The organism is Companilactobacillus nantensis DSM 16982 (assembly GCF_001435815.1).
GTDB classification, from domain to species: Bacteria; Bacillota; Bacilli; order Lactobacillales; family Lactobacillaceae; genus Companilactobacillus; species Companilactobacillus nantensis.
On sequence record NZ_AZFV01000003.1, the window covers coordinates 92387 to 112586 of the forward strand.

16 protein-coding genes and 1 pseudogene are annotated in these 20200 nt (G+C 36.5%); 15 read left to right on the top strand and 2 right to left on the bottom strand.

What is annotated here, in order from left to right; all coding sequences use genetic code 11:
• The first annotated feature begins 26 nt into the window (after positions 1-26).
• The 15 genes and pseudogenes from FD31_RS02145 (at position 27) to FD31_RS02220 (ending at position 16983) form a co-directional block, all read left to right on the top strand.
• Positions 27-1361: a M20 family metallopeptidase gene (locus FD31_RS02145; RefSeq protein WP_057891126.1), complete on the top strand. Its 1335-nt coding sequence runs from the start codon at positions 27-29 to the stop codon at positions 1359-1361.
• A gap of 178 nt (positions 1362-1539) precedes the next feature.
• A complete protein-coding gene (aroA, locus tag FD31_RS02150; RefSeq protein WP_057891127.1) occupies positions 1540-2844 on the top strand; it encodes a 3-phosphoshikimate 1-carboxyvinyltransferase in 1305 nt (434 codons plus the stop codon).
• A gap of 80 nt (positions 2845-2924) precedes the next feature.
• Positions 2925-3752, top strand: coding sequence for a Cof-type HAD-IIB family hydrolase (locus tag FD31_RS13860; RefSeq protein WP_083483564.1), 828 nt, complete (start codon positions 2925-2927; stop codon positions 3750-3752).
• A 531-nt stretch (positions 3753-4283) separates the two neighbouring features.
• On the top strand, positions 4284-4592 hold the full coding sequence (locus FD31_RS02160; protein WP_057891128.1) for a PTS sugar transporter subunit IIB: 309 nt from the start codon (positions 4284-4286) through the stop codon (positions 4590-4592).
• 96 nt (positions 4593-4688) lie between these two features.
• The gene (locus tag FD31_RS02165) at positions 4689-5024 is read left to right on the top strand and encodes a PTS lactose/cellobiose transporter subunit IIA (RefSeq protein WP_057891129.1); all 336 of its coding nucleotides are present in this window, start codon (positions 4689-4691) and stop codon (positions 5022-5024) included.
• Positions 5025-5029: 5 nt separating this feature from the next.
• A complete protein-coding gene (locus FD31_RS02170; RefSeq protein WP_057891130.1) occupies positions 5030-6475 on the top strand; it encodes a 6-phospho-beta-glucosidase in 1446 nt (481 codons plus the stop codon).
• A gap of 22 nt (positions 6476-6497) precedes the next feature.
• Positions 6498-7955: a 6-phospho-beta-glucosidase gene (locus tag FD31_RS02175; RefSeq protein ID WP_057891131.1), complete on the top strand. Its 1458-nt coding sequence runs from the start codon at positions 6498-6500 to the stop codon at positions 7953-7955.
• Between the two features lie 618 nt (positions 7956-8573).
• Positions 8574-9347 carry a MurR/RpiR family transcriptional regulator gene (locus tag FD31_RS02185; protein WP_057891133.1) on the top strand — a complete coding sequence of 258 codons (774 nt, stop codon included), beginning with the start codon at positions 8574-8576 and terminating at the stop codon, positions 9345-9347.
• Between the two features lie 139 nt (positions 9348-9486).
• On the top strand, positions 9487-10788 hold the full coding sequence (gene celB / locus FD31_RS02190) for a PTS cellobiose transporter subunit IIC (protein ID WP_057891134.1): 1302 nt from the start codon (positions 9487-9489) through the stop codon (positions 10786-10788).
• 25 nt (positions 10789-10813) lie between these two features.
• A complete protein-coding gene (locus FD31_RS02195; RefSeq protein WP_057891135.1) occupies positions 10814-11899 on the top strand; it encodes a DUF871 domain-containing protein in 1086 nt (361 codons plus the stop codon).
• A gap of 297 nt (positions 11900-12196) precedes the next feature.
• Positions 12197-13147, top strand: coding sequence for a GNAT family N-acetyltransferase (locus tag FD31_RS02200; protein ID WP_057891136.1), 951 nt, complete (start codon positions 12197-12199; stop codon positions 13145-13147).
• A gap of 506 nt (positions 13148-13653) precedes the next feature.
• Positions 13654-14457: pseudogene (locus FD31_RS14360) on the top strand (GGDEF domain-containing protein).
• 134 nt (positions 14458-14591) lie between these two features.
• Positions 14592-15719: a GGDEF domain-containing protein gene (locus FD31_RS02210; RefSeq protein ID WP_057891137.1), complete on the top strand. Its 1128-nt coding sequence runs from the start codon at positions 14592-14594 to the stop codon at positions 15717-15719.
• 305 nt (positions 15720-16024) lie between these two features.
• Positions 16025-16237, top strand: a complete 213-nt coding sequence (locus FD31_RS02215; protein WP_057891138.1) for a hypothetical protein — start codon at positions 16025-16027, stop codon at positions 16235-16237.
• The gene (locus FD31_RS02220) at positions 16237-16983 is read left to right on the top strand and encodes a CPBP family intramembrane glutamic endopeptidase (RefSeq protein ID WP_057891139.1); all 747 of its coding nucleotides are present in this window, start codon (positions 16237-16239) and stop codon (positions 16981-16983) included. Before FD31_RS02215 ends, FD31_RS02220 begins: the two co-directional genes overlap by 1 nt.
• Positions 16984-17154: 171 nt before the next feature.
• Here FD31_RS02220 and FD31_RS02225 read toward each other — a convergent pair whose 3' ends face one another.
• On the bottom strand, positions 17155-18498 hold the full coding sequence (locus tag FD31_RS02225; protein WP_057891140.1) for a uracil-xanthine permease family protein: 1344 nt from the start codon (positions 18496-18498) through the stop codon (positions 17155-17157).
• Complete coding sequence (gene guaD / locus FD31_RS02230) at positions 18488-19825, bottom strand: guanine deaminase (RefSeq protein ID WP_057891141.1); 1338 nt, start codon at positions 19823-19825, stop codon at positions 18488-18490. The genes FD31_RS02225 and guaD overlap by 11 nt, the downstream gene beginning before the upstream one ends.
• Between the last annotated feature and the right edge of the window lie 375 nt (positions 19826-20200).

Below are 20200 nucleotides of genomic sequence, written 5' to 3' on the forward strand. Positions count from 1 at the left end.
TCGAAATAATTCTGGGGGTTTGAATAATGGAACAATTTATTACAGATGAAATTCAAGATGCAGCTATTAAGGATTTAGGCGAATTGATTGGAATTGCTTCAATCAATGGTGACGCTGAACCTAATGCACCATTTGGTAAAGGACCTAAAGCAGCCCTTGATAAAACAATGGAATTGATGGACAACTTAGGCTTCACTACTCACGAAGATCCTGATGGCTACTACGGTTATGCTGATATTGGTGAAGGTGATGAAACCTTTGGTATCGTTGGTCACTTGGATGAAGTACCTGCTGGAAATTTGGAGGCTTGGGATGTTGAACCTTATAAACTAACTATCAAAGATGGCAAGTTGTATGGTCGTGGAACTCAAGATGACAAAGGACCTACAATTTCAGCTATTTATGCTATCAAATCAATTTTGGACAAAGGTTATAAATTTAACAAAAAGATTCGTGTTATCTTTGGTACTGATGAAGAAATTTTGTGGAGATGTTTAGCTGAATATAACAAGAAGGAAGACCCAATTGATATGGGGATTGCTCCTGATGCTGAATTCCCATTGATTTATGCTGAAAAAGGTTTGCAACAATCATATTTAACAGGCCCTGGTTCAACTGAATTGAATCTTGACCTTGAAAATGCCTTTAATGCTGTTCCTGGTAAAGCTATCTATAATGGTCCTAAACAAGCTGAAGTTTATGCAGCATTGCAAAAATTAGGCTTTGATGCTGATCAAAAAGACGGTAAAATTGAAGTTCATGGTAAGTCAGTTCACGCTATGAATGCCCCCGAAGGTGTTAATGCTGTCGTTAGATTAGGCATGGCTTTGGCAGAAGTTTTCCCAGATATCAAAGTATTAGAATTCTTGAAGAGCTTTGGTGAAGATGCTAATGCTACTAACTTATTGGGCGACGTTTCCGATGATGTTTCTGGTAAATTAACATTTAATATCTCAAGTTTGAAGATCACACCAGAAGAATCAAGAATGCAAATTGATATGAGAATTCCTGTTAAAATCGATCATGATGAGTTGATTCAACAAGTTTCTGATGCAGTTGCTAAGTTTGATATGAAGTATGAAAACTTTGATTATGTTGCACCATTGTACGTTCCAACTGACAGTGAGTTAGTTAAGACATTGATGCAAACATATCAAGATTTAACAGGTGATACTAAGTCACAACCAGCTATTTCTGGTGGAGCAACTTTTGCTAGAACAATGCACAATTGTGTTGCCTTTGGTGGAATGTTACCAACAACCCCAGACTTCATGCACCAAGCTAATGAAAACTGGAGTAAGGCTGACATGAGAAAAGCCATGGAAATTTTTGCTGAAGCAATTTATCGTCTCTGTGTTTAGAATTTATATAAATCAGACTTTACAAAACGATTAAAAGAAAATAGGGCAGATGTCCTATTTTTTTTGCGCATTCAAGACTAAAAATTTGTTTTATTTTTGAAAATTAGGTAGCGTAGCAGTAGGAAGTAATGAGAATTTATAAGAAACAGCTTATAAACATATTTGAGGTGTAGGAGCAATGTTTGATTTTAATACGCAACCACGTAAATTTAAATTTCAAGGTGAGGTTACAGTACCTGGCGACAAGAGTATTGCACATCGAGCTATTATGTTTGGTGCGTTAGCTGGTGGTGTAACGCAGATCAGTAATTTCATGTATGCCGATGATTTAGCTGTGACCGTTCGTGCTTTTAAAGAATTAGGTGCAAAGATCCATACAGAAATCAGCAATAAAGATATGATTATCAAAGGTGTCGATCATCAGCTCAAGCCAATGGATCATCCCTTGCAAATTGACAATGTTGGAACCTTGCGAAGTTTGTTATTTGGTGTTTTAGCCAGTAGTACAAATCACTATGAAGTCCAAGGTGGAAAATATCTCAGCCAGCGTCCTACAGATCACTTGGTGAGCTTGTTACAAGAAATGGGGGCTAGTTATCAGGCAACCACTGAAAATGCTTTACCAATGGAAATTACTGGTAGTAATGACCTTGAGGGCATCACGTACCATCAAGATATTTCAAATGCTCAAATAAAAAGTAGTTTGATTTTGGCAGGAATTTATGCGAACAGCGATACGAAATTAATTCGTAAGTTACCAACACGTAATCACACTGAAGTATTAGCTAATTATTTTGGGGCAGATGTAACAGTTGACCCCGAAGTTATTACCGTTCATGCGGGTCACAGTCATTTACAAGGACAAAATTTGACGATTCCTGGAGATTTTTCATCTGCTGCGATGTATATTGCTGGAGCCTTATTGTCTGAAGATAGTCAAATCACGTTACCAAGAGTTGGTTTAAATGCCACTCGCATTGGTCTATTGAATGTGGCCAAACAAATGGGTGCTAATATTTGTATTGATAATCGTTCAACCAACAGTATTGAGCCATTTGGGGACCTGGTTATTAAATCGCAAAAACTTCACGGGACAACTATTTCTGACAAACAAGTACCGTTTATTATTGATGAAATACCATTGATAGCACTGATGGCGTCTCAAGCAGATGGGCAAACAGTTATTGATGGAATACATGACGTCTATTTACAAATCAATGATCGCCTGATCAATATGCGGACAGAATTAGCTAAATTAGGTATTATTATGCAGGTGCACGAAGACCAAATTATTATTGAGGGTAATCAACAGATCAATGTTAAAGATGATGTTGATAGCCATAACGATCACCGAATTGCTATGATGCTTTGTATTGCTTCAATTTTGACAGATTCACCATTTAAAATAAAAAATATTGAGGCCATTGATGTTTCATATCCCGGATTCATTGCTGACTTAAATAAAGTCCTTGTCACGAAGTAATTGTGAAAGGGACTTCTTTTTTTACAAGCAGTGTCGTATGATTGTTATAAATTGTATCGATGTAAGGGGTTACGTAATTAATGATTGAGTTTATTGGAACTGACTTAGACGGAACGTTACTGAATAGTTACAGTAAAATATCATCCAAAAATATCCAAGCTATCCGTAATGCGGTCAATTCTGGGATGGAGTTTGCGATTTGTTCAGGTCGAACATTACATTCAGTTAATAAATATTTTGAAAACGATTTGAAAGTTCCTGGTTATCGAGTTGTTTTAAATGGGGCAGTTGTCGTTGATCCGCAGGGGAAAAGAATTATCGACCAGCCACTCGATCATGGAATTGTGGAGGAAATACTTAAACGTTCAGAATTCAGTAAGTTTAAGGTCGTGTTGGATGGACTAAATGATGTTCATGTCTATGATCCTAATCACAGCTGGACAACGTATTTCGAAGGGATGAGTCGTCATCATATCAAGGCACGCTCAATTGATGATTTAAGAAAATTAAATGATAAGGCAGACTTTAACGTTTATAAAGTTTGTTTCAGTTGTGCTCCAGCCAGACTCAAAGAGCTACAAAAGAAATTAGAGTCGTTCACATCTCTACCTGTAACAATTAGTCGCTCCGGAAGTTATTATTTTGAAATAAATGGGCAAGATGTCACGAAACTGTCAGCTTTACAATATATCTCAGGCTACAGTAGTATTCCTATGGCACATTTTATGTGCTTTGGAGATTATGGTAATGATCTTGAGATGATTAAAGAGGCTGGGTATGGAGTAGCTATGGATAATGCGATTGAGAGCGTTAAGGCAGTAGCGTGGAAAATAACAGGTACCAACAATCAAGATGGCGTTGCAACAATGATTAATCAAGTATTGAATTCTTCGAAAGAAAAAAAGTAAAGGTTATTGTGTATTTTAAAAAAAGTATCCACTAGGAAAAATAAATATTTCTAGTGGATACTTTTTTGATACTTATTTGATGTTCTGATTATAATATTTAACTAAATGTTGAAAATTTCTAAAATGGGCTTTAGCCATTACACCACGGGATGAATTTTGCAATTTTTGTTATTTGCGAAGTTCAAAATCGAGGTCCGAGACCGCTTTTTGGCTCGAACCTGTCCCCACCATCAACCTAAATTTCTTGCTCCTGGAGGCGGCCTACAACCATCTCCACAGCATATTTTCAAGCGGTGACAACCAGATAAATGTCAGTTTGTTTCGTAAACGACACAATCCGCAAAGTCTAATGATATCAAGAAATAACCAAAATGAGGCTCAAAATTAATTAATATTTGTTTTTTGATAAAAACATCTTGATAAATTTTAATAAGCGTTATACAATCTAGTTGTTCTATGAAAGCGTTTTTAGTAAACGTTTTAGCAAAAAAACAAATAAATAAAATCACGGATCAAGAGGGGTATTTAATTATGGCTGAAAAAACAATCATGTTATGTTGTGCAGCAGGTATGTCAACAAGTTTACTAGTATCAAAAATGCAAAAGGCTGCTGAAAGTGATGGCATTGATGCAGAAATCTTTGCTGCCGCTGCTGCTGATGCAGATGCAAAATTGGAAGAAAAACATCCTGATGTATTAATGCTTGGACCTCAAGTAAGATATCTTGAAGGACAATTCAAAGAGAAGTTAAGTATTCCTGTTGAAGTAATCAACATGCAAGACTATGGAATGATGAACGGTGAAAAGGTTCTACGCGAAGCTGTAAAACTAATCGGTTAATCATTAATAAAAAACAAACAAAGGGGCGCAAATTAGCACCCCTTTAGTTATTTAAAGCAAAGTAAACGCTTAAATTATTGAGGGAGATTTATAAAAATGGCTGAAGAACAACATGATGAACAACTACAAACAGTAATGGGACTAATTATCAATGGTGGTAACGCTAAGAGTTCAGCATTCGAAGCTATCAACGCTGCTAAGAAGGGTCAATTTACAGTTGCTGATCAAAAATTGAAGGAATCAGATCAATTTTTAGTTGATGCACACAACTCACAAACTGACATGCTTACAAAAGAAGCAAATGGTGAACATGCTAAAGTTACTTTATTGATGGTTCACTCACAAGACCACATCATGAATGCTATTACATTCAGAGACTTGGCTGGAGAAATTGTTGATTTGTACAAGAGACTTGCTAAAGAAGGGAAATAATCTCAATGAGTGAAGGAATTCAAATGCCCGAAGGTTTCCTTTGGGGTGGCGCTGTTGCAGCTCATCAATTAGAAGGTGGCTGGAATGAAGGCGGCAAGGGTGTAAGTATTGCTGACGTTATGACAGCTGGTGCTAATGGAGTTGCTCGTAAAGTAACAGATGGTGTCAAGGATGGAGAAATTTATCCTAATCATTGGGGTAATGATTTCTATCACAAGTATCCTGAAGACATCAAGTTGTTCGCAGAATTAGGTTTGAAATGTTTCAGAACATCAATCGCTTGGACAAGAATTTTTCCCAATGGTGATGAGACAGAACCTAACGAAGCAGGTTTAAAATTTTATGATGATATGTTTGATGAATGCCTGAAATATGGTATTCAACCAGTAATTACTTTGTCACATTTTGAAATGCCATATCACTTAGTTAAAGAATATGGTGGCTGGAGCAATCGTAAGTTGATCGACTTTTTTGACCGCTTTGCTGAAGTTTGTTTCAGACGTTACAAAGATAAAGTTAAGTATTGGATGACTTTCAACGAAATCAATAATCAAGCTGACTGGCGTGATCCACATCCATTGTTGCAAGACTCTGGTTTGGAATTAGGTAAGGATGACAACTGGGAAAAAGAAATGTTCCAAGCTGCTCATTATGAATTTGTTGCCAGTGCGCGTGCTGTTCAAATTGCACATAAAATTGATCCAAGTTTACAAGTTGGTTCAATGATTGCAATGTGTCCAGTTTACCCACTAACTTCAAAGCCAGCTGACATTATGAAGGCTGAACGTGCTATGCAATATCGTTATTACTTTGGCGACGTTCAAGCACTCGGCTTTTACCCAGAATGGATTGAAAAGTATTGGGCTCGTAAAGGCTATGACCTTGATATCAACGCAGCTGACCTTTCAACATTGAAGGCCGGAACTGTTGATTACGTTGGCTTTAGTTATTACATGTCATTTACTACTAAGGCAAATGATGGTGAAACTCACTTTGATTATGATGAACATAATGATTTAGTTTCAAACCCTTACGTTGAAAAATCTGACTGGGGTTGGCAAATCGATCCTGTTGGACTTCGTTATGCTATGAATTGGATGACGACACGTTGGCACAAACCATTGTTCATTGTTGAAAATGGGTTTGGTGCTTACGATAAGTTAGAAGACGATGGCAGTATTCATGATCAATATCGGATTTCTTACTTCCACGACCATATTTTAGAAATGGAAAAAGCTGTTAAAGAAGACGGTGTAGATTTAATCGGTTATACACCTTGGGGTCACATTGATTTGATCTCAGCAAGTACCGGTGAAATGAAGAAACGTTACGGTGTCATTTATGTTGATCAAGATGACGAAGGTAACGGAAGTTTGAAACGTTATAAGAAGGATTCGTTTGCTTGGTATAAGAAAGTTATTGCCTCAAACGGTCAAGATCTTACAGAATAAACAACAAAGGGAGAGTTTTTAAATGACTGAAACAACAAAAAGTGGTTTGAGAAAAGACTTCCTATGGGGTGGAGCCGTAGCAGCTAACCAACTCGAAGGTGCCTGGAATGTTGACGGTAAAGGTGTCAGCGTCTCAGATATCATGACAGCGGGAGCTTACCAAAAGCCACGTGAAATTACTGACGGGATTATCGCTGGTAAAAATTACCCTAATCATGAAGCAATCGATTTTTATCACCAATATAAGGGTGATATCAAATTATTTGCTGAAATAGGCTTCAAATGTTTCAGAACATCAATTGCTTGGACAAGAATTTTTCCAAACGGTGATGAAACTGAACCTAATGAAGCTGGTTTGAAATTTTATGATGATTTATTTGATGAATGTTTGAAATATGGCATCGAACCTGTGATTACTTTGTCACATTTCGAAATGCCTTATCACTTGGTTGAAGAATACGGTGGCTGGAGAAGTCGTAAAGTTATTGATTTCTTTGTTAAATTTGCAACTGTTTGCTTCAAGCGTTACAAGGATAAAGTTAAGTATTGGATGACTTTCAATGAAATTAATAACCAAACTACATTTACAAATGACTTTTCAATTGCAACTGATTCTGGTTTGATTTTTAGAAACAACGAATCAGAAGCTGAACGTGAAGCCTTGATGTATCAAGCATCACACTACGAAGTTGTTGCTAGTGCTTTGGCAGTTAAAATTGGTCACAAGATCAATCCTGATTTTGAAATTGGTAACATGGTTAACTTCACACCTGTTTATCCAGCTTCATCAGATCCACGTGATATCTTACTAGCTGAAAAAGCTATGCAGAGACGTTACTGGTGGGCAGATGTTCAAGCCTTGGGTGAATATCCAGTTGGTATGGAAGCTTACTTTAAGAATCATGATCTTAGACCTGATATTACTGAAGAAGACCGTGTTGTTTTACGTGAAGGCACAGTTGATTATGTTGGATTCAGTTATTACAATTCAATGACAGTTAAATACAGTGACGATAATCCTGAATTTAAGTTTATTGGTGATCGTGAAACAGTTAAGAATCCTAACCTTAAATACAACGATTGGGGCTGGCCCGTTGATCCTATCGGACTACGTTACTCAATGAACTGGTTAACAGAACATTATCACAAGCCAGTAATGATTGTTGAAAATGGTTTTGGTGCATACGATAAAGTTGAAGCTGATGGCAGTATTCACGATGATTACCGTGTCGACTACCTTAGAGCTCACATTCAACAAATGATAACAGCGGTTAATGAAGATGGAGTAGATCTTCTAGGTTACACACCTTGGGGATGCATTGATTTGGTTTCTGCTGGAACAGGTCAAATGTCTAAACGTTATGGTTTCATTTATGTTGATAAAGACGATGAAGGTAACGGAACACTTGAACGTTCAAAGAAAGATTCATTCTACTGGTATCAAAAAGTAATCCGCACAAACGGATCACAATTAGACTGAGTCAATTAAAAGAAGCTGAGACAAAACCAAATTATTTTGTCTTAGCTTCTTTTGTTTTATACAGGTTTGAATGATGCCGCCTCCGGGAGCGAGAAATATAGGCTAGGGTATTAGTTGTTTTGTTGATATATCAAGAAAAATAATCACACAATATTAAATGTCGTTACTTAATATTGTGTGATTTCAAGGATGGATATTAATATTTTTCATTATGATTTTAGTTGTAGATATTAAATTTATTTATAAATTCATTGAAAAACTCAAGTTTGTTTCTTTTCGTTTTTAATGTACGTATTATTAAAAAACAAAACATAATATATTAACCATTAAACTAGTCGGAGGAGAGGGGAGTCATTGACCAGCTGTGAAAGTGGTGTTAGGACGGCCGCTTTTGCCGGCATTACAGCACCGGGCGTGTTTGGAGACTTGCTTGCAAGGCTTCAAACCGAGGGACGAGACCTTGGCTCAGACCGGTCCGCACAGCAGGTCAATGAGCTCGCCTCTCCGGAGACGGCACTCTTTAAGCCGCTTTCGTTATAGATTATGTAATTTGTTACATATATAATAGAATTAAGTTCATAAAAATCGATATAGACCAATTATAAGGGAGGTCAAATTATGTTCCCATATCAGAAAGTTCATGAACTAAATCGTTTGGAACTGATTGTTTATAAATACATTATTGGTCATACTAAAGAAGTTCAAAATATGACTATTCGTGAGATGGCTGATGCAGCCCATGTTTCAACAACGACTATCTTACGATTCCTCAAAAAGATGGATTACAGTGGTTTCTCAGAGTTTAAGTTTGCTCTGAAACAAAGTCTCAAGCAACCAACCAAAGCTCAACAAGATCCAAGCATGGAACCAATTAAGAATTTCTTCCAACTTGTTGCTGATGAGGAGCCATTTGATAATAAAATTAATCAAGCTGCAGATATGATAAATGCTGCGGATTTGGTTTTGTTTTTTGGCGTTGGTAACAGTGGGCGCGTAGCACAGTATGGTTCGAGCATTCTGTCTAGTTACGGAATTTATTCTTTGCCAATTATTGATCCTTTCCAACCTGAACCATTCTCTGACCGTGATTTTTCAAAGACACTGTTAGTGTTAGTTTCTATTTCAGGTGAAACGGATCAAGTCTTGGAACAAGCACGTTATTATAAGAAGAATGGCGCGGAAACCATTGCTTTAACAGCCAATTCATATTCAGTCTTGAACCAAATAACTGACTTCTCAATCTCATATGATACGCCGCAAAACCGCAAAGGGCATATTAACGTAACAACACAGGTACCAATCGTTTATACCTTGGAACAAGTCGCGAACTGTGCGTACCATAAGATGGTAGACCAAATTGATAATAGATTTACGGAACATGTTACGGATTAGTAACGTGTTTTTTTTATGATAACTTATTATTTCCTTTATAAAAGTACACAATTAATAATGAAAAGGGTTACAATGGTTCTTGTAAGCAGTTACCAGTGTTTCTGCTTTGTAACAAATTTTATTTGAGGGGGTTTTGCACATGGCTGAAAAGAAAAACGGCAGCTTTATCCAAGATAAGATTATTCCTATCGCCGGTAAACTTGCTTCTTCTCGTCATTTGATTGCATTGCGTGATGGTATGACATTAGCCGTTCCAATGATCATCATTGGTTCATTGTTCATGATTATCGCACAATTTCCAATTCAAGCCTATCTAGACTTCATGGCTAGTATCTTCGGTAAGAACTGGGCAACAGTATTACAATATCCAACCAACGCTTCATTCCATATCATGGGATTGATTGCTGTTATTGGTATTTCTTATAACTTGGCTAAGAGTTATAAAGTTGATCCTATCTCTGCTTCAATTGTTTCATTAGGTGCTTTCGTACTTACTATTCCATTGAAGACAGATAAGGCTGGCGCATTGTGGATTCCTTTAACACAATTTGACTCAGCTGGTTTATTTACAGCTATTATTGTCGGACTATTCATCACCGACTTCTATGTTTGGATGGTTCACAAGAACTGGACAATCAAGATGCCTGATACAGTTCCACCTGCAGTAAGTAACTCATTTGCTGCTTTGTTCCCAGGTTTCATTGTTTTAGCTCTTGTTTGGGTAATTCGTTTAGGTGTTGAAGCAACACCTATGCAAAGTATTCCAAATATTATCTCATTCTTCTTGGCAACACCATTGAGTCACTTGAGTAACACATTACCTGGTGCTCTAGTTGCTGAATTCCTTGTTTCATTCCTATGGTTATTCGGTATTCACGGTGCTAACGTTGTTTCTGGTGTTATGATGCCTATCTGGTTAACAGCTTTGAACCAAAACCACGCAGCCTTTACTGCTGGTAAAGCTCTACCAAATATCGTTACAACATCATTCTTCGATAACTTCGTTCACATGGGTGGTTCTGGTGCCACAATCGGTTTGGCTATGCTTCTAGCATTCGCTGCTAAGAGTAAGGAATTAAAGACATTAGGTAAACTTGTTGCTGGACCTGCTTTGTTCAACATTAACGAACCTATCGTCTTCGGTCTACCTATTGTTATGAACTACAAGATGGCTGTTCCATTTATTCTAACTCCACTTGTTAACGTAACAACAACATATATCGCAATGGCTACTAACTTAGTTGCAAGACCAATGGGTGTCTATATTCCATGGACAACTCCACCAATCCTATCAGGATTTATTGCAACTGGTCACATTTCCGGTGCTGTATTGCAAATTATTAATATCGTTATTGATACTTTGATTTACTTCTACTTCTTCAAGTCAATGGATAGAGAAAAATTGGCAGAAGAATTAGATTCAGCAAAACTTGCTAAATAATAATTAACTTTTTGGAGGTCATGTTTTGAGAAGACTTGGATTGTCATTATATCCAGAGCATTCAACTTTAGAAGAAGATAAAAAATATCTTGATACTGCTAGTAAGTTAGGTTATTCACGGATCTTTGCTTCATTACTCGAATTGGGTGATGATAAAGATAAAACAATCAATCGTTTCAAAGAAACTATTGCCTATGGTAACAAGTTAGGCTTTGTCACAATTGTTGATATGAACCCTAGATTATTTAAAGCACTTGATATTAGTTACGATGATTTATCATTCTTCCACGATCTTGGAGCTGCCGGTGTCAGACTTGATGAAGGCTTCTCAGGTATGGAAGAGGCTAAGATGACTCGTAATCCTTATGGATTGAAGATTGAAATTAATATGAGCTCTGGTACACACTACTTAGATAATATTATTTCATATCATCCTGATACAAATAACCTCTTAGGTTGTCATAACTTTTATCCTCAAAGATATACTGGTTTAGGTGAAGACTTCTTCATTAAGTGGTCAAACTTCTTCAAGGATCGCAATATTCACTCAGCTGCTTTTGTCAGCTCACATAGTGCAACATTTGGTCCTTGGCCTGTTCAAGATGGTTTGCCAACGCTTGAAGATGATCGTGATTTGCCAATTGCTACTCAAGTAAAACATTTACTATTAAGTGGTGTAGTTGACGATGTCATCATTGGTAATACATACGCATCTGATGAAGAACTCAAGGATGCAGCAGAAGCATTCTTTGCACCATATCCAGTATTGAAGGTTGATTTCTCAGATAATGCGACTGACCTTGAAAAAGAAGTTATTTTGAAATCTACTCACGTATATCGTGGTGATGCATCTGACTATTTGTTACGTAGTACAATGACTCGAGTTGTTTATAAAGATGGGAACTTTCCCGCCCATGATACTCAAGATATCAAACGCGGTGATATCATCATTGTTAATGAGAGCTACGGTCAATACAAAGGTGAGACGCAAATTGCCCTTAGAGATATAAAGAACGATGGTCGTCGTAACGTTGTGGGACACTTGAATTCTAATGAGGCTTTCTTGTTGAATTACATCGAGCCTTGGAGCAGCTTCAAATTAGCTGAATAAAAATAAAGAAATACTATTCTCAATTGAATAGTATTTTTTTATAGGGTATATGCCGTCTCCAGAACCAAGAAAACTTTAACTGGCTATGCGGACCGGTCTGAGCCAAGGTCTCAGACCTCGGTTTGAAGCCTCGCAAGCGAGTCTCCAAACACGCCCGGTGCTGTAAGTACGGGAAAACCACCCGCACTAACACCACTGTCACAGCCAGTAACTATTCTCGATTCTTCCGTCTAAAGTCTTTACATAAATATAAATGTCTTGAAATGGTTGAAGTGTATTTAATAGATTTGATTTAAAATGAATGGAATCGGCGATGTCATGAGTGCCCCTGAGTTTGGTGGCCGTGGTGGAGCAGGATCTTTACTAAATGCGGCCTTGAGTGACATGTACCATAATCACGTAACGCTCTCATACTTAGCGCCATTCTCATACGGTTATTATCGTCAGTTTGGTTTTGAGCAAGTCTTTGACCACGCAGTTATTTCGATGGAAAATACTAATTTACCTCGAATTAAAAACAGTGAACATGGTCGGGTTGAACGGAATGCTATTAAAGATTTACATGATGACATCAAACTGATGTATCTCAGCCATAACCATCGTGGTGGAGTTGTTCGTGCTAAGTGGTGGTGGGATCATATGATTAATAAACACGTCAATTATCAAGTAGCTACTGCATACGACGATACCGATAATTTGATTGGTTATTTAATTTATTACAATGATGGGGAAACCTTTTACATTCATGAGTGGTTCAATCAAACACCGCTCAGCCGCCAATTACTCGGTAAACTTGTTACGAAGCACCAATCAATTTTTCGAAAATTTGTCTATGAGGTACCAGATCCAGACTTCAAGGCTGATATTTTGGAAGATCCTAATTCCGCAGAAATAGTTGTTAAACCATATATGATGGCACGAATTGTTGATTTAAATGACTTCATGAAACGCTATCCTGTACAAATATCAGTTTTGCCAAAAACTTATTTAAAAATCACCGATGATTTAGACTGGAACAATCATGTTTGGAAACTTTCAATCGAAAACGGCATTGTTAACTTTGAGATTGCAGATGAGGCAACACCAGATATGGAAATGACGATTCAGACTTTAACCAAGGCAATGTTTGGTTATCGATCATTGAAGTCGTTATGGAAATATAATCGCATAACTGGTACTGCCGAAAAAGTTAACCTGTTAAATGATGTTTTTGTTCAAGAAAAGCCCCAATTAATCGATTATTTCTAAAATAAAGTTTGTGGACGTTTGGAGTAAAATCCAAGCGTTTTTTTATGCTTAGTCCAAAAAATATTCGAAAAATAATAAATAAAATAGTAAAATTTTATTTGAATATTATTATAATAAGAGTATTCTAAAATGTGAAAACGATTGTATGAAAGTATTGATTCGAGAGGGGAGCCAAAAAGTGTATGACATGGAGTGTATGGCACGTTTCACCGGTAATTACTAGTATTTTTTTCATTTTAGGTGTTTTCACACTTTATCAAGTTGTTTTTGACTGGTTGAAGACAGTAGTGCATGAGAAAAAGATGTCGATTAGTGACAATACTGTCAAATCATTATTTGGTGTTATTTACATGCTAGTATTTATTTTTACTATGCAGTCCACGATTGTTGGTAAAAGCATTTCTTGGGAATTTATGAATTTTATCGTTATTGCTTTAATCTTCTGCGCCTACTTCCTAAATATTCGTGTTCCAATTTATTTTTTTGTTCCGATAATCTTAGTCTATATGGTTTTTAATCACTCAATCGGATACTGGGAATCATGGTGCCATGCTTTAACTATTATGCTTAGTTATTGGTCTTTCAACTATATCCAAGGACATCCAACAAAATCACATCCTTTTATCGGGTATATCATTGTCGGTATTATTTGGGGTGGAATAATGTGGTACTTTGTTGCACTCAAGTTTAATTTGACAATGAGCGTCTTCTTGCAAGAATGGAGTTACCTAGTGATTTTTGAAGTTTTATTGTACAGCTATGTCCGGATGTTGTTGCGTGAAAGTGAACTTAAAGGTCATTTGGAGGCCTTTGCTAATCATGATGCTTTGACTAAGTCGGAAAATTATGCGGCATATAGTTCAGAAATTAAATATTTGTTTGCCAATAGTTTACGTAATAATTTGGGCTTATCGATGATGATGTTTGATATTGATCACTTTAAGCAAGTTAATGATACGTATGGTCATTTAGCTGGTGATAAAGTCTTACAAAAAGCCGTCTCAACAACGCAAACAGTAATTGATGATAATGATCCTAAGGTTAAGCTTTATCGTACTGGTGGGGAATAATTTAATGTTGTTTTCCCTGGCTATGATTTGCCGGCAACTGAACCCATTGTCAGTCAAATTTTTAATGCGTTAAATCATTTAACAGTCAGAAATAAGGACCAAGAAATTAGTTTTACAGTCTCAATGGGTGTGTCAGGGATTTCTTCAACTGATAAGACTCCAGATGACTTCTATAATCGTGTTGACGATAATTTGTATCATTCAAAGAAGAATGGTCGAATGCAAATAACTGCAATTTAAACAAAACTCACTATTCTACCAATTAAGTGGAACAGTGGGATTTTTTTGTGCTAAGATAGCTGGGTTAGTATTATTTATAAAAAAAATTATAATTTATTAAAAAGACAAAGAAGTTTGATAGGAGGCTTGAATTCTTGACATGGTCTGTCTGGCGCGTTTCGCCATTTATTACGGGTATCTTCTTCATTTTGGGAGTTTTTACACTATATCAAGTAATGTATGACGAACTCAAAACGATATTGCGTGCGAAAAAGATTAAAGTTGATGAAGATAAAGTCAATGCATATTTTGGCGTAACATATATGGGCATCTTTATCATTAGTATGCAGGCTATATTAGTTGGAACACCGATTTCTTGGCAGTTTATGAACTTTCAATTGATAGCTCTAGTTTTTTGTGCCTATTTTTTGAATATTCGAGTACCGTATTATATCTTCTTTCCAATTATGGTTGTTTATATGCTTTTCAATGGGTCAATTGGCTACTGGGAGTCCTGGTGTCACGGCGTTACATTGGTAGCTTTTTATAGTACTTTGAACATGATTCGTCGGCGTCAGCATAACGACCATCCCTTCCTAGCTTATATCTTAAGTGGTATATTCTTCGGCTCATTACTCTGGTTCTTTATGAAAATCAAATTTGGCTTTTCAATGTCAACATACTGGGAAGAACTGTCATATTTCGTCATTTTTGGAACGTTATTGTATAGTTACGTTGACATGATTCTTCGTGACAGTAAATTGAGAATGCACTTGTTGGAATTTGCCAATCATGATGCTCTGACCAAGACTGAGAATTATGCAGCATATGTGGCTGAAATTAGAAACTTGTTTGATCTGAGTACCGAGAATAACTTGCAATTGTCCATGATGATGTTTGATATCGATCACTTTAAGCATGTTAATGACACATATGGCCATTTGGCAGGGGACAAAGTTTTACGTCATGTAGCGGACGTCGTACAGACAGTTATTGCCGAGAATGATCCGCATGTTAAGCTTTATCGAACTGGAGGAGAAGAATTTAATGTCATTTTCCCAGGCTATGATCTTCAGTCAACAGAAGCCATCGTTCGACAAATCTTTATGGCAATCAATCATTTAGATGTTAAAGTTAATGACAAAACAATTGCATTGACAATATCAGTTGGTGTTTCAACGATTTCTAAGGCTGATTTGGAACCAAATGATTTTTATTCACGAGTAGATGGAAATCTTTATTACTCTAAGAAAAATGGTCGAATGCAAATTACGGCTAAATAAATGGTCTTATAGTTTTTTAATAAAAAGTAACCGAAATAATTTCTGTTCCTTTCTCATGCTTAGTTACCTAGCAAATAAGAGTTAATAAATTCTGTTTTTATTAGGATTTATTAACTCTTATTTTTTGTTTTGTTTATGTTCAATTTAAGAAAGAATGAACTAGTGGTTATGAGGAATGTCTTGAGCTCGAACAAATCGGTTATTGAAAGCGTATTCAGGATTAAAAAATAGTCGTTCAGGATATTTTTTTTTGAAATAAATTGGGAATGCTATATTGACGATATGAACGAAAGGGAGCGTTAAAAATGATCTGGAAATACGTTTTTGGAGTTGTAGCGATTTTCTTAGGGACTTATCAAATGATTATTTCATATAAATATTTACGAACGACTCAGAAACATGGTGGCAAATCGACGTCTTATTTCGTCGGGTATGCTATTTGGGACGGTTTTGTTATCGGATTGATTTTATTTTTAGTAGGAATTTACTTAATGGTTGTTAAAGGAGCATTCGCATAATGAGGGAGAAAAGACTGGAAATTGGAACGGCTGTAATTTTAGTTTTATTACCAATTGCAGTTATTTTAAGTGAAAATACTGTTTATACCCTTTTCAGATTAGACGCGGCTTACAGTCAACTAATAGTTGATGCGGCAATGTTTATGGTGGCTTTTGTCTTAAATCATTATTGGATAAAGGTGAAGGTTGATCCATTTAACACGAAAAAACCAGTATCACAATTCTTAAATATGATTCCTGGCATCGTTATGCTTGCTATAACGGGTAAATTTTCTCCGTTAGGAACGGCTAAAAATGTTATCTTAGCTATCGCAACAGTTTTGATGGTCGCAATTGCTGAAGAGTTTGTTTTTAGAGGCTTGTTGATTCCAGTAATGTACAAATTGGTTAATCAGCATTTGTTTATTGCCCTGATTATTAGTGCCTTTGGTTTTGGCTCGATTCATTTAATCAATTTATTAAATCATTTTCCAATGTACTTAATTGGTGCTCAAGTTTTCATGGCTGCTGCAACTGGCATGCTATATGGTGCATTATATGTTAAAACTCATAATTTAACTTTACCAATTATTTTGCATGTGATAACCGATTTACCAATTTTCTTCCCTCGTCCAGGGACGGCTAATGCTGCTAGTGAATTGACGGGTAACCAACGTCCATTGATGGTGATTTTTATGTTTGGACTATTCTTGATTAGTTGTTTAGTGGCATACTTACAAATACGTAAAACAAAAGTGGATTATTAATTGTTTTTTAAGCTGATTTTTACAAGGAGATTTATATTGTGAGTGGTTCATATGTTGTCATGCCACCTGCTACTTTTAACAATTTAGTATAGTTACTATTCAGAAAGATACAAAAAAAGATAAGTAAGACCTGGTTATTTTTAAGCCAAGTTTCACTTATCTTTATTTTGATTAAGCAGCTTTTGTATCGAGTTGCTTTGTTTTAGGCATTACTAGGTTCAAAATGATTGCCGCAATGGCAGCCATAGCGATTGGTGAACCTAGTAGGTATTGTAAAATTTGTGGAGCATTCTTTGTGACGTTAGCTGGTAGAAGAACCAAAGCTAGTGTCAAAATGATTGGAATACCAATGATGTAAAGATCACGATCAGTTGTTTCTAATCCACGGATAACGTTTAAGCCATTCAACATGATTGTTACTGTAATAATGGCGAAAACTCCACCAATAACTGGAGCAGGGATGGCAGCTAGAAAGGCTGATAATTTACTGAAGAATCCCAAGATTGAGAACCAGATACCAGCAAAGAGGAAGACACGTTTACTTGCAACACCAGTGATGGAAATAACACCGGCGTTAGTTGAATAACCAGTTACAGGAGTTGTTCCAAGCAATGCTGCTATCATACAACTTAAACCTTCACCAATAATACCGTGGTTCCATTGTTTATTAGTAATTTCGTGATTTGTAACGGCACCCATGGCAAACCATGTACCAGTTGTTTCTGTTGTAATAACAGCGTAGATGATAATGAAAGTAATAATAGCTGAAGGGCTGAAGTTGATACCCCAGTGGAAAACAGTACGTTGTGGTAAACCAAACCAAGCAGCATCAGAAACAGCCTTCCAATCGAACAGACCCATCATAGTTGAAACAATTGTCCCAACACCTAGAGCTAAAATGATTGAACTAGTTCTGAAGAAACGACGAACACTTGGAAATTTCAAACTTATTCCGACTGAAACAAGTAGTGTTAGTGCAGTAACTGAAGCTAAGATAATGTTGTTATCAATCTTGCCAGGAGCATTGAAGATATTGCTATTTAAAGCAGTTGGAATCAATGAAAGACCAACGCAAGTAATGATCGTACCACCAACTAAAGCAGGAACTAAGCGATTGATGATTTTTTGGAAAAGACCGGTGGCACCTAAGATAATCAAAATAACCGAACCAACCAGTAAAGCGCCAATTAAGGTACCCATACCGTTACCTTTGAGACCACCAGAAGCAAGTACAACTCCGGCAGCGGCACCAAGTGGAACAAATGAAGGACCTTGAGAAACTGGCATCTTCATGAAAACAAAGGTTTGAAGAATCGTACCAATACCTGCAGCCAAGAAAGTTGATTGTAATAAGCCCATTTGGTCACTGAGACCCATTGCCATCATTCCAGCTAAGATAATTGGTGGAACGTAAATATCCATTGCTAAGACGTGTTGAAGTCCTAAGAAACCTGCTTCACCCATACCAATTTTATCGTCTGGACCAACTAGAAGGGTACTTTTGTTATTTGCCATTATTTTCTCCTTGATTGTTATGTACCAATTTACCGGCTACATATACTTGTTTGATATTTTCTTTATTTGTGTGATACACAAGTCTCTCAAATATTTCTGACGCTTGATTTGAAGAGAGTTCGAAGTATTGATCTTGGACAATTTGTAAGTCAGCTTTGAAACCAGCTTTAATTTGACCTGATTTGATATGTAAAGCTTTAGCACCACCAACTGTTGCGAGATAGAAAGCATTACTTGCTGATAAACGAGTATTTGCTTGACCTGAATCTTGTAGCATTTGCGATGACATGATAGCTTGTTGCATATTACGATAAATACTAGGAGAAAATCCTCCGGAGATGTCGGTTCCTAGACCGACTTTGACATGATGCTGTTGAGCAGCCTGCACACGCATGACTGAATTTCCAAAGTATGCATTGGAAATCGGGCAGTGGGCGATAGCTGTTTGTTTCTGTTCAAAAAGTTCTAAATCACTGTCACTTAATTGTGTTCCGTGAGCCATGACAGCTTTGTCAGTTAAAAGGCCAAACTTAGCGAGAACTTCAGCGTCGCGTAAGTTAAATCGGTCAATGGCATATTGATCTTCCCAAATGCTTTCACTGCAATGTGATTGAATGGGAAGATTATATTTTTGAGCCAAATCCCCTAAACCTTGTAATGTTTCGTCAGTACAACTAGGGACAAAACGAGGTGTGATAACAGGAGTTAAGTCAGCACCAGTTTCTTGTTGTAATTTTTGAAGTTGCGTGATAAAACTCTCTGTTTCAGATAAAGCAGCTTGAGATGTTTCGTCACGATAATAATCAGGTGTTTGATCATGATTATCCATCGCAACTTTTCCAATAAAGGCACGTTGGCCTAATTTAGCACAGATTTTAGCTAAAACTAAGTTAGCATTGGTATCGACTGAGCCAAAGAACAAACCGGTTGTTGTTCCGTTGGCAAGTAGTTCCTTGATTAAACTTTGGTAAAATTTTTTGGCATAGTTTAAATCTTTAAACTTAGCCTCCAATGGGAATGTATAAGTGTTGAGCCATTCGTTCAATGGTTTGTCCAAGGCTAATCCAGCTTGAGGCCACTGGGGCGCATGAATATGTAAATCAGTAAATCCTGGTAAAAGATAACTTCCTGATGGAACTTTTTTGAGGATGTCATTATCTATTGCAGCTTGTTTGACGGTCTGATAATCGTTCTCAGAAACGGATATAACACGGTCAATAATGCCTGACTGGTCTACACATATAAGTGATTCTGGTGTGAAATCCGCCTTGTCAAAGCTAGCTGAAGAAAAATAACTTCCCTCAATAACTAATTGATAGGTGATAATCTAACACTTCCTTAAATTTTATATGTTTAAGAATAACATGAATGTTTATGTAAATAAATAGTAAATAGTTCGTATTTTGCTTGACTATTTAAAACTGATGCTAAATTTTGATGGATAAAATTATTAATTTGAGGGAACTGTATTTTGTGAAACCGTTTCATTATCTAATGTATAGGTATCTAGTAAAAAGTACTTTTAAAATAATGATTTATAAAAATGAGGCAGAATATTTTGATGAAACGATAAAATGTCTAAGCTTAATAAAGAAAATATACCGTTATAACGGTTCAAAAATAATAAAAAATATTTGTAATTAAAAAGCAATCCAAAGCGTACTCCTAAGCTGTTTATCAAAGAGGTTCGAAAATCATAAAT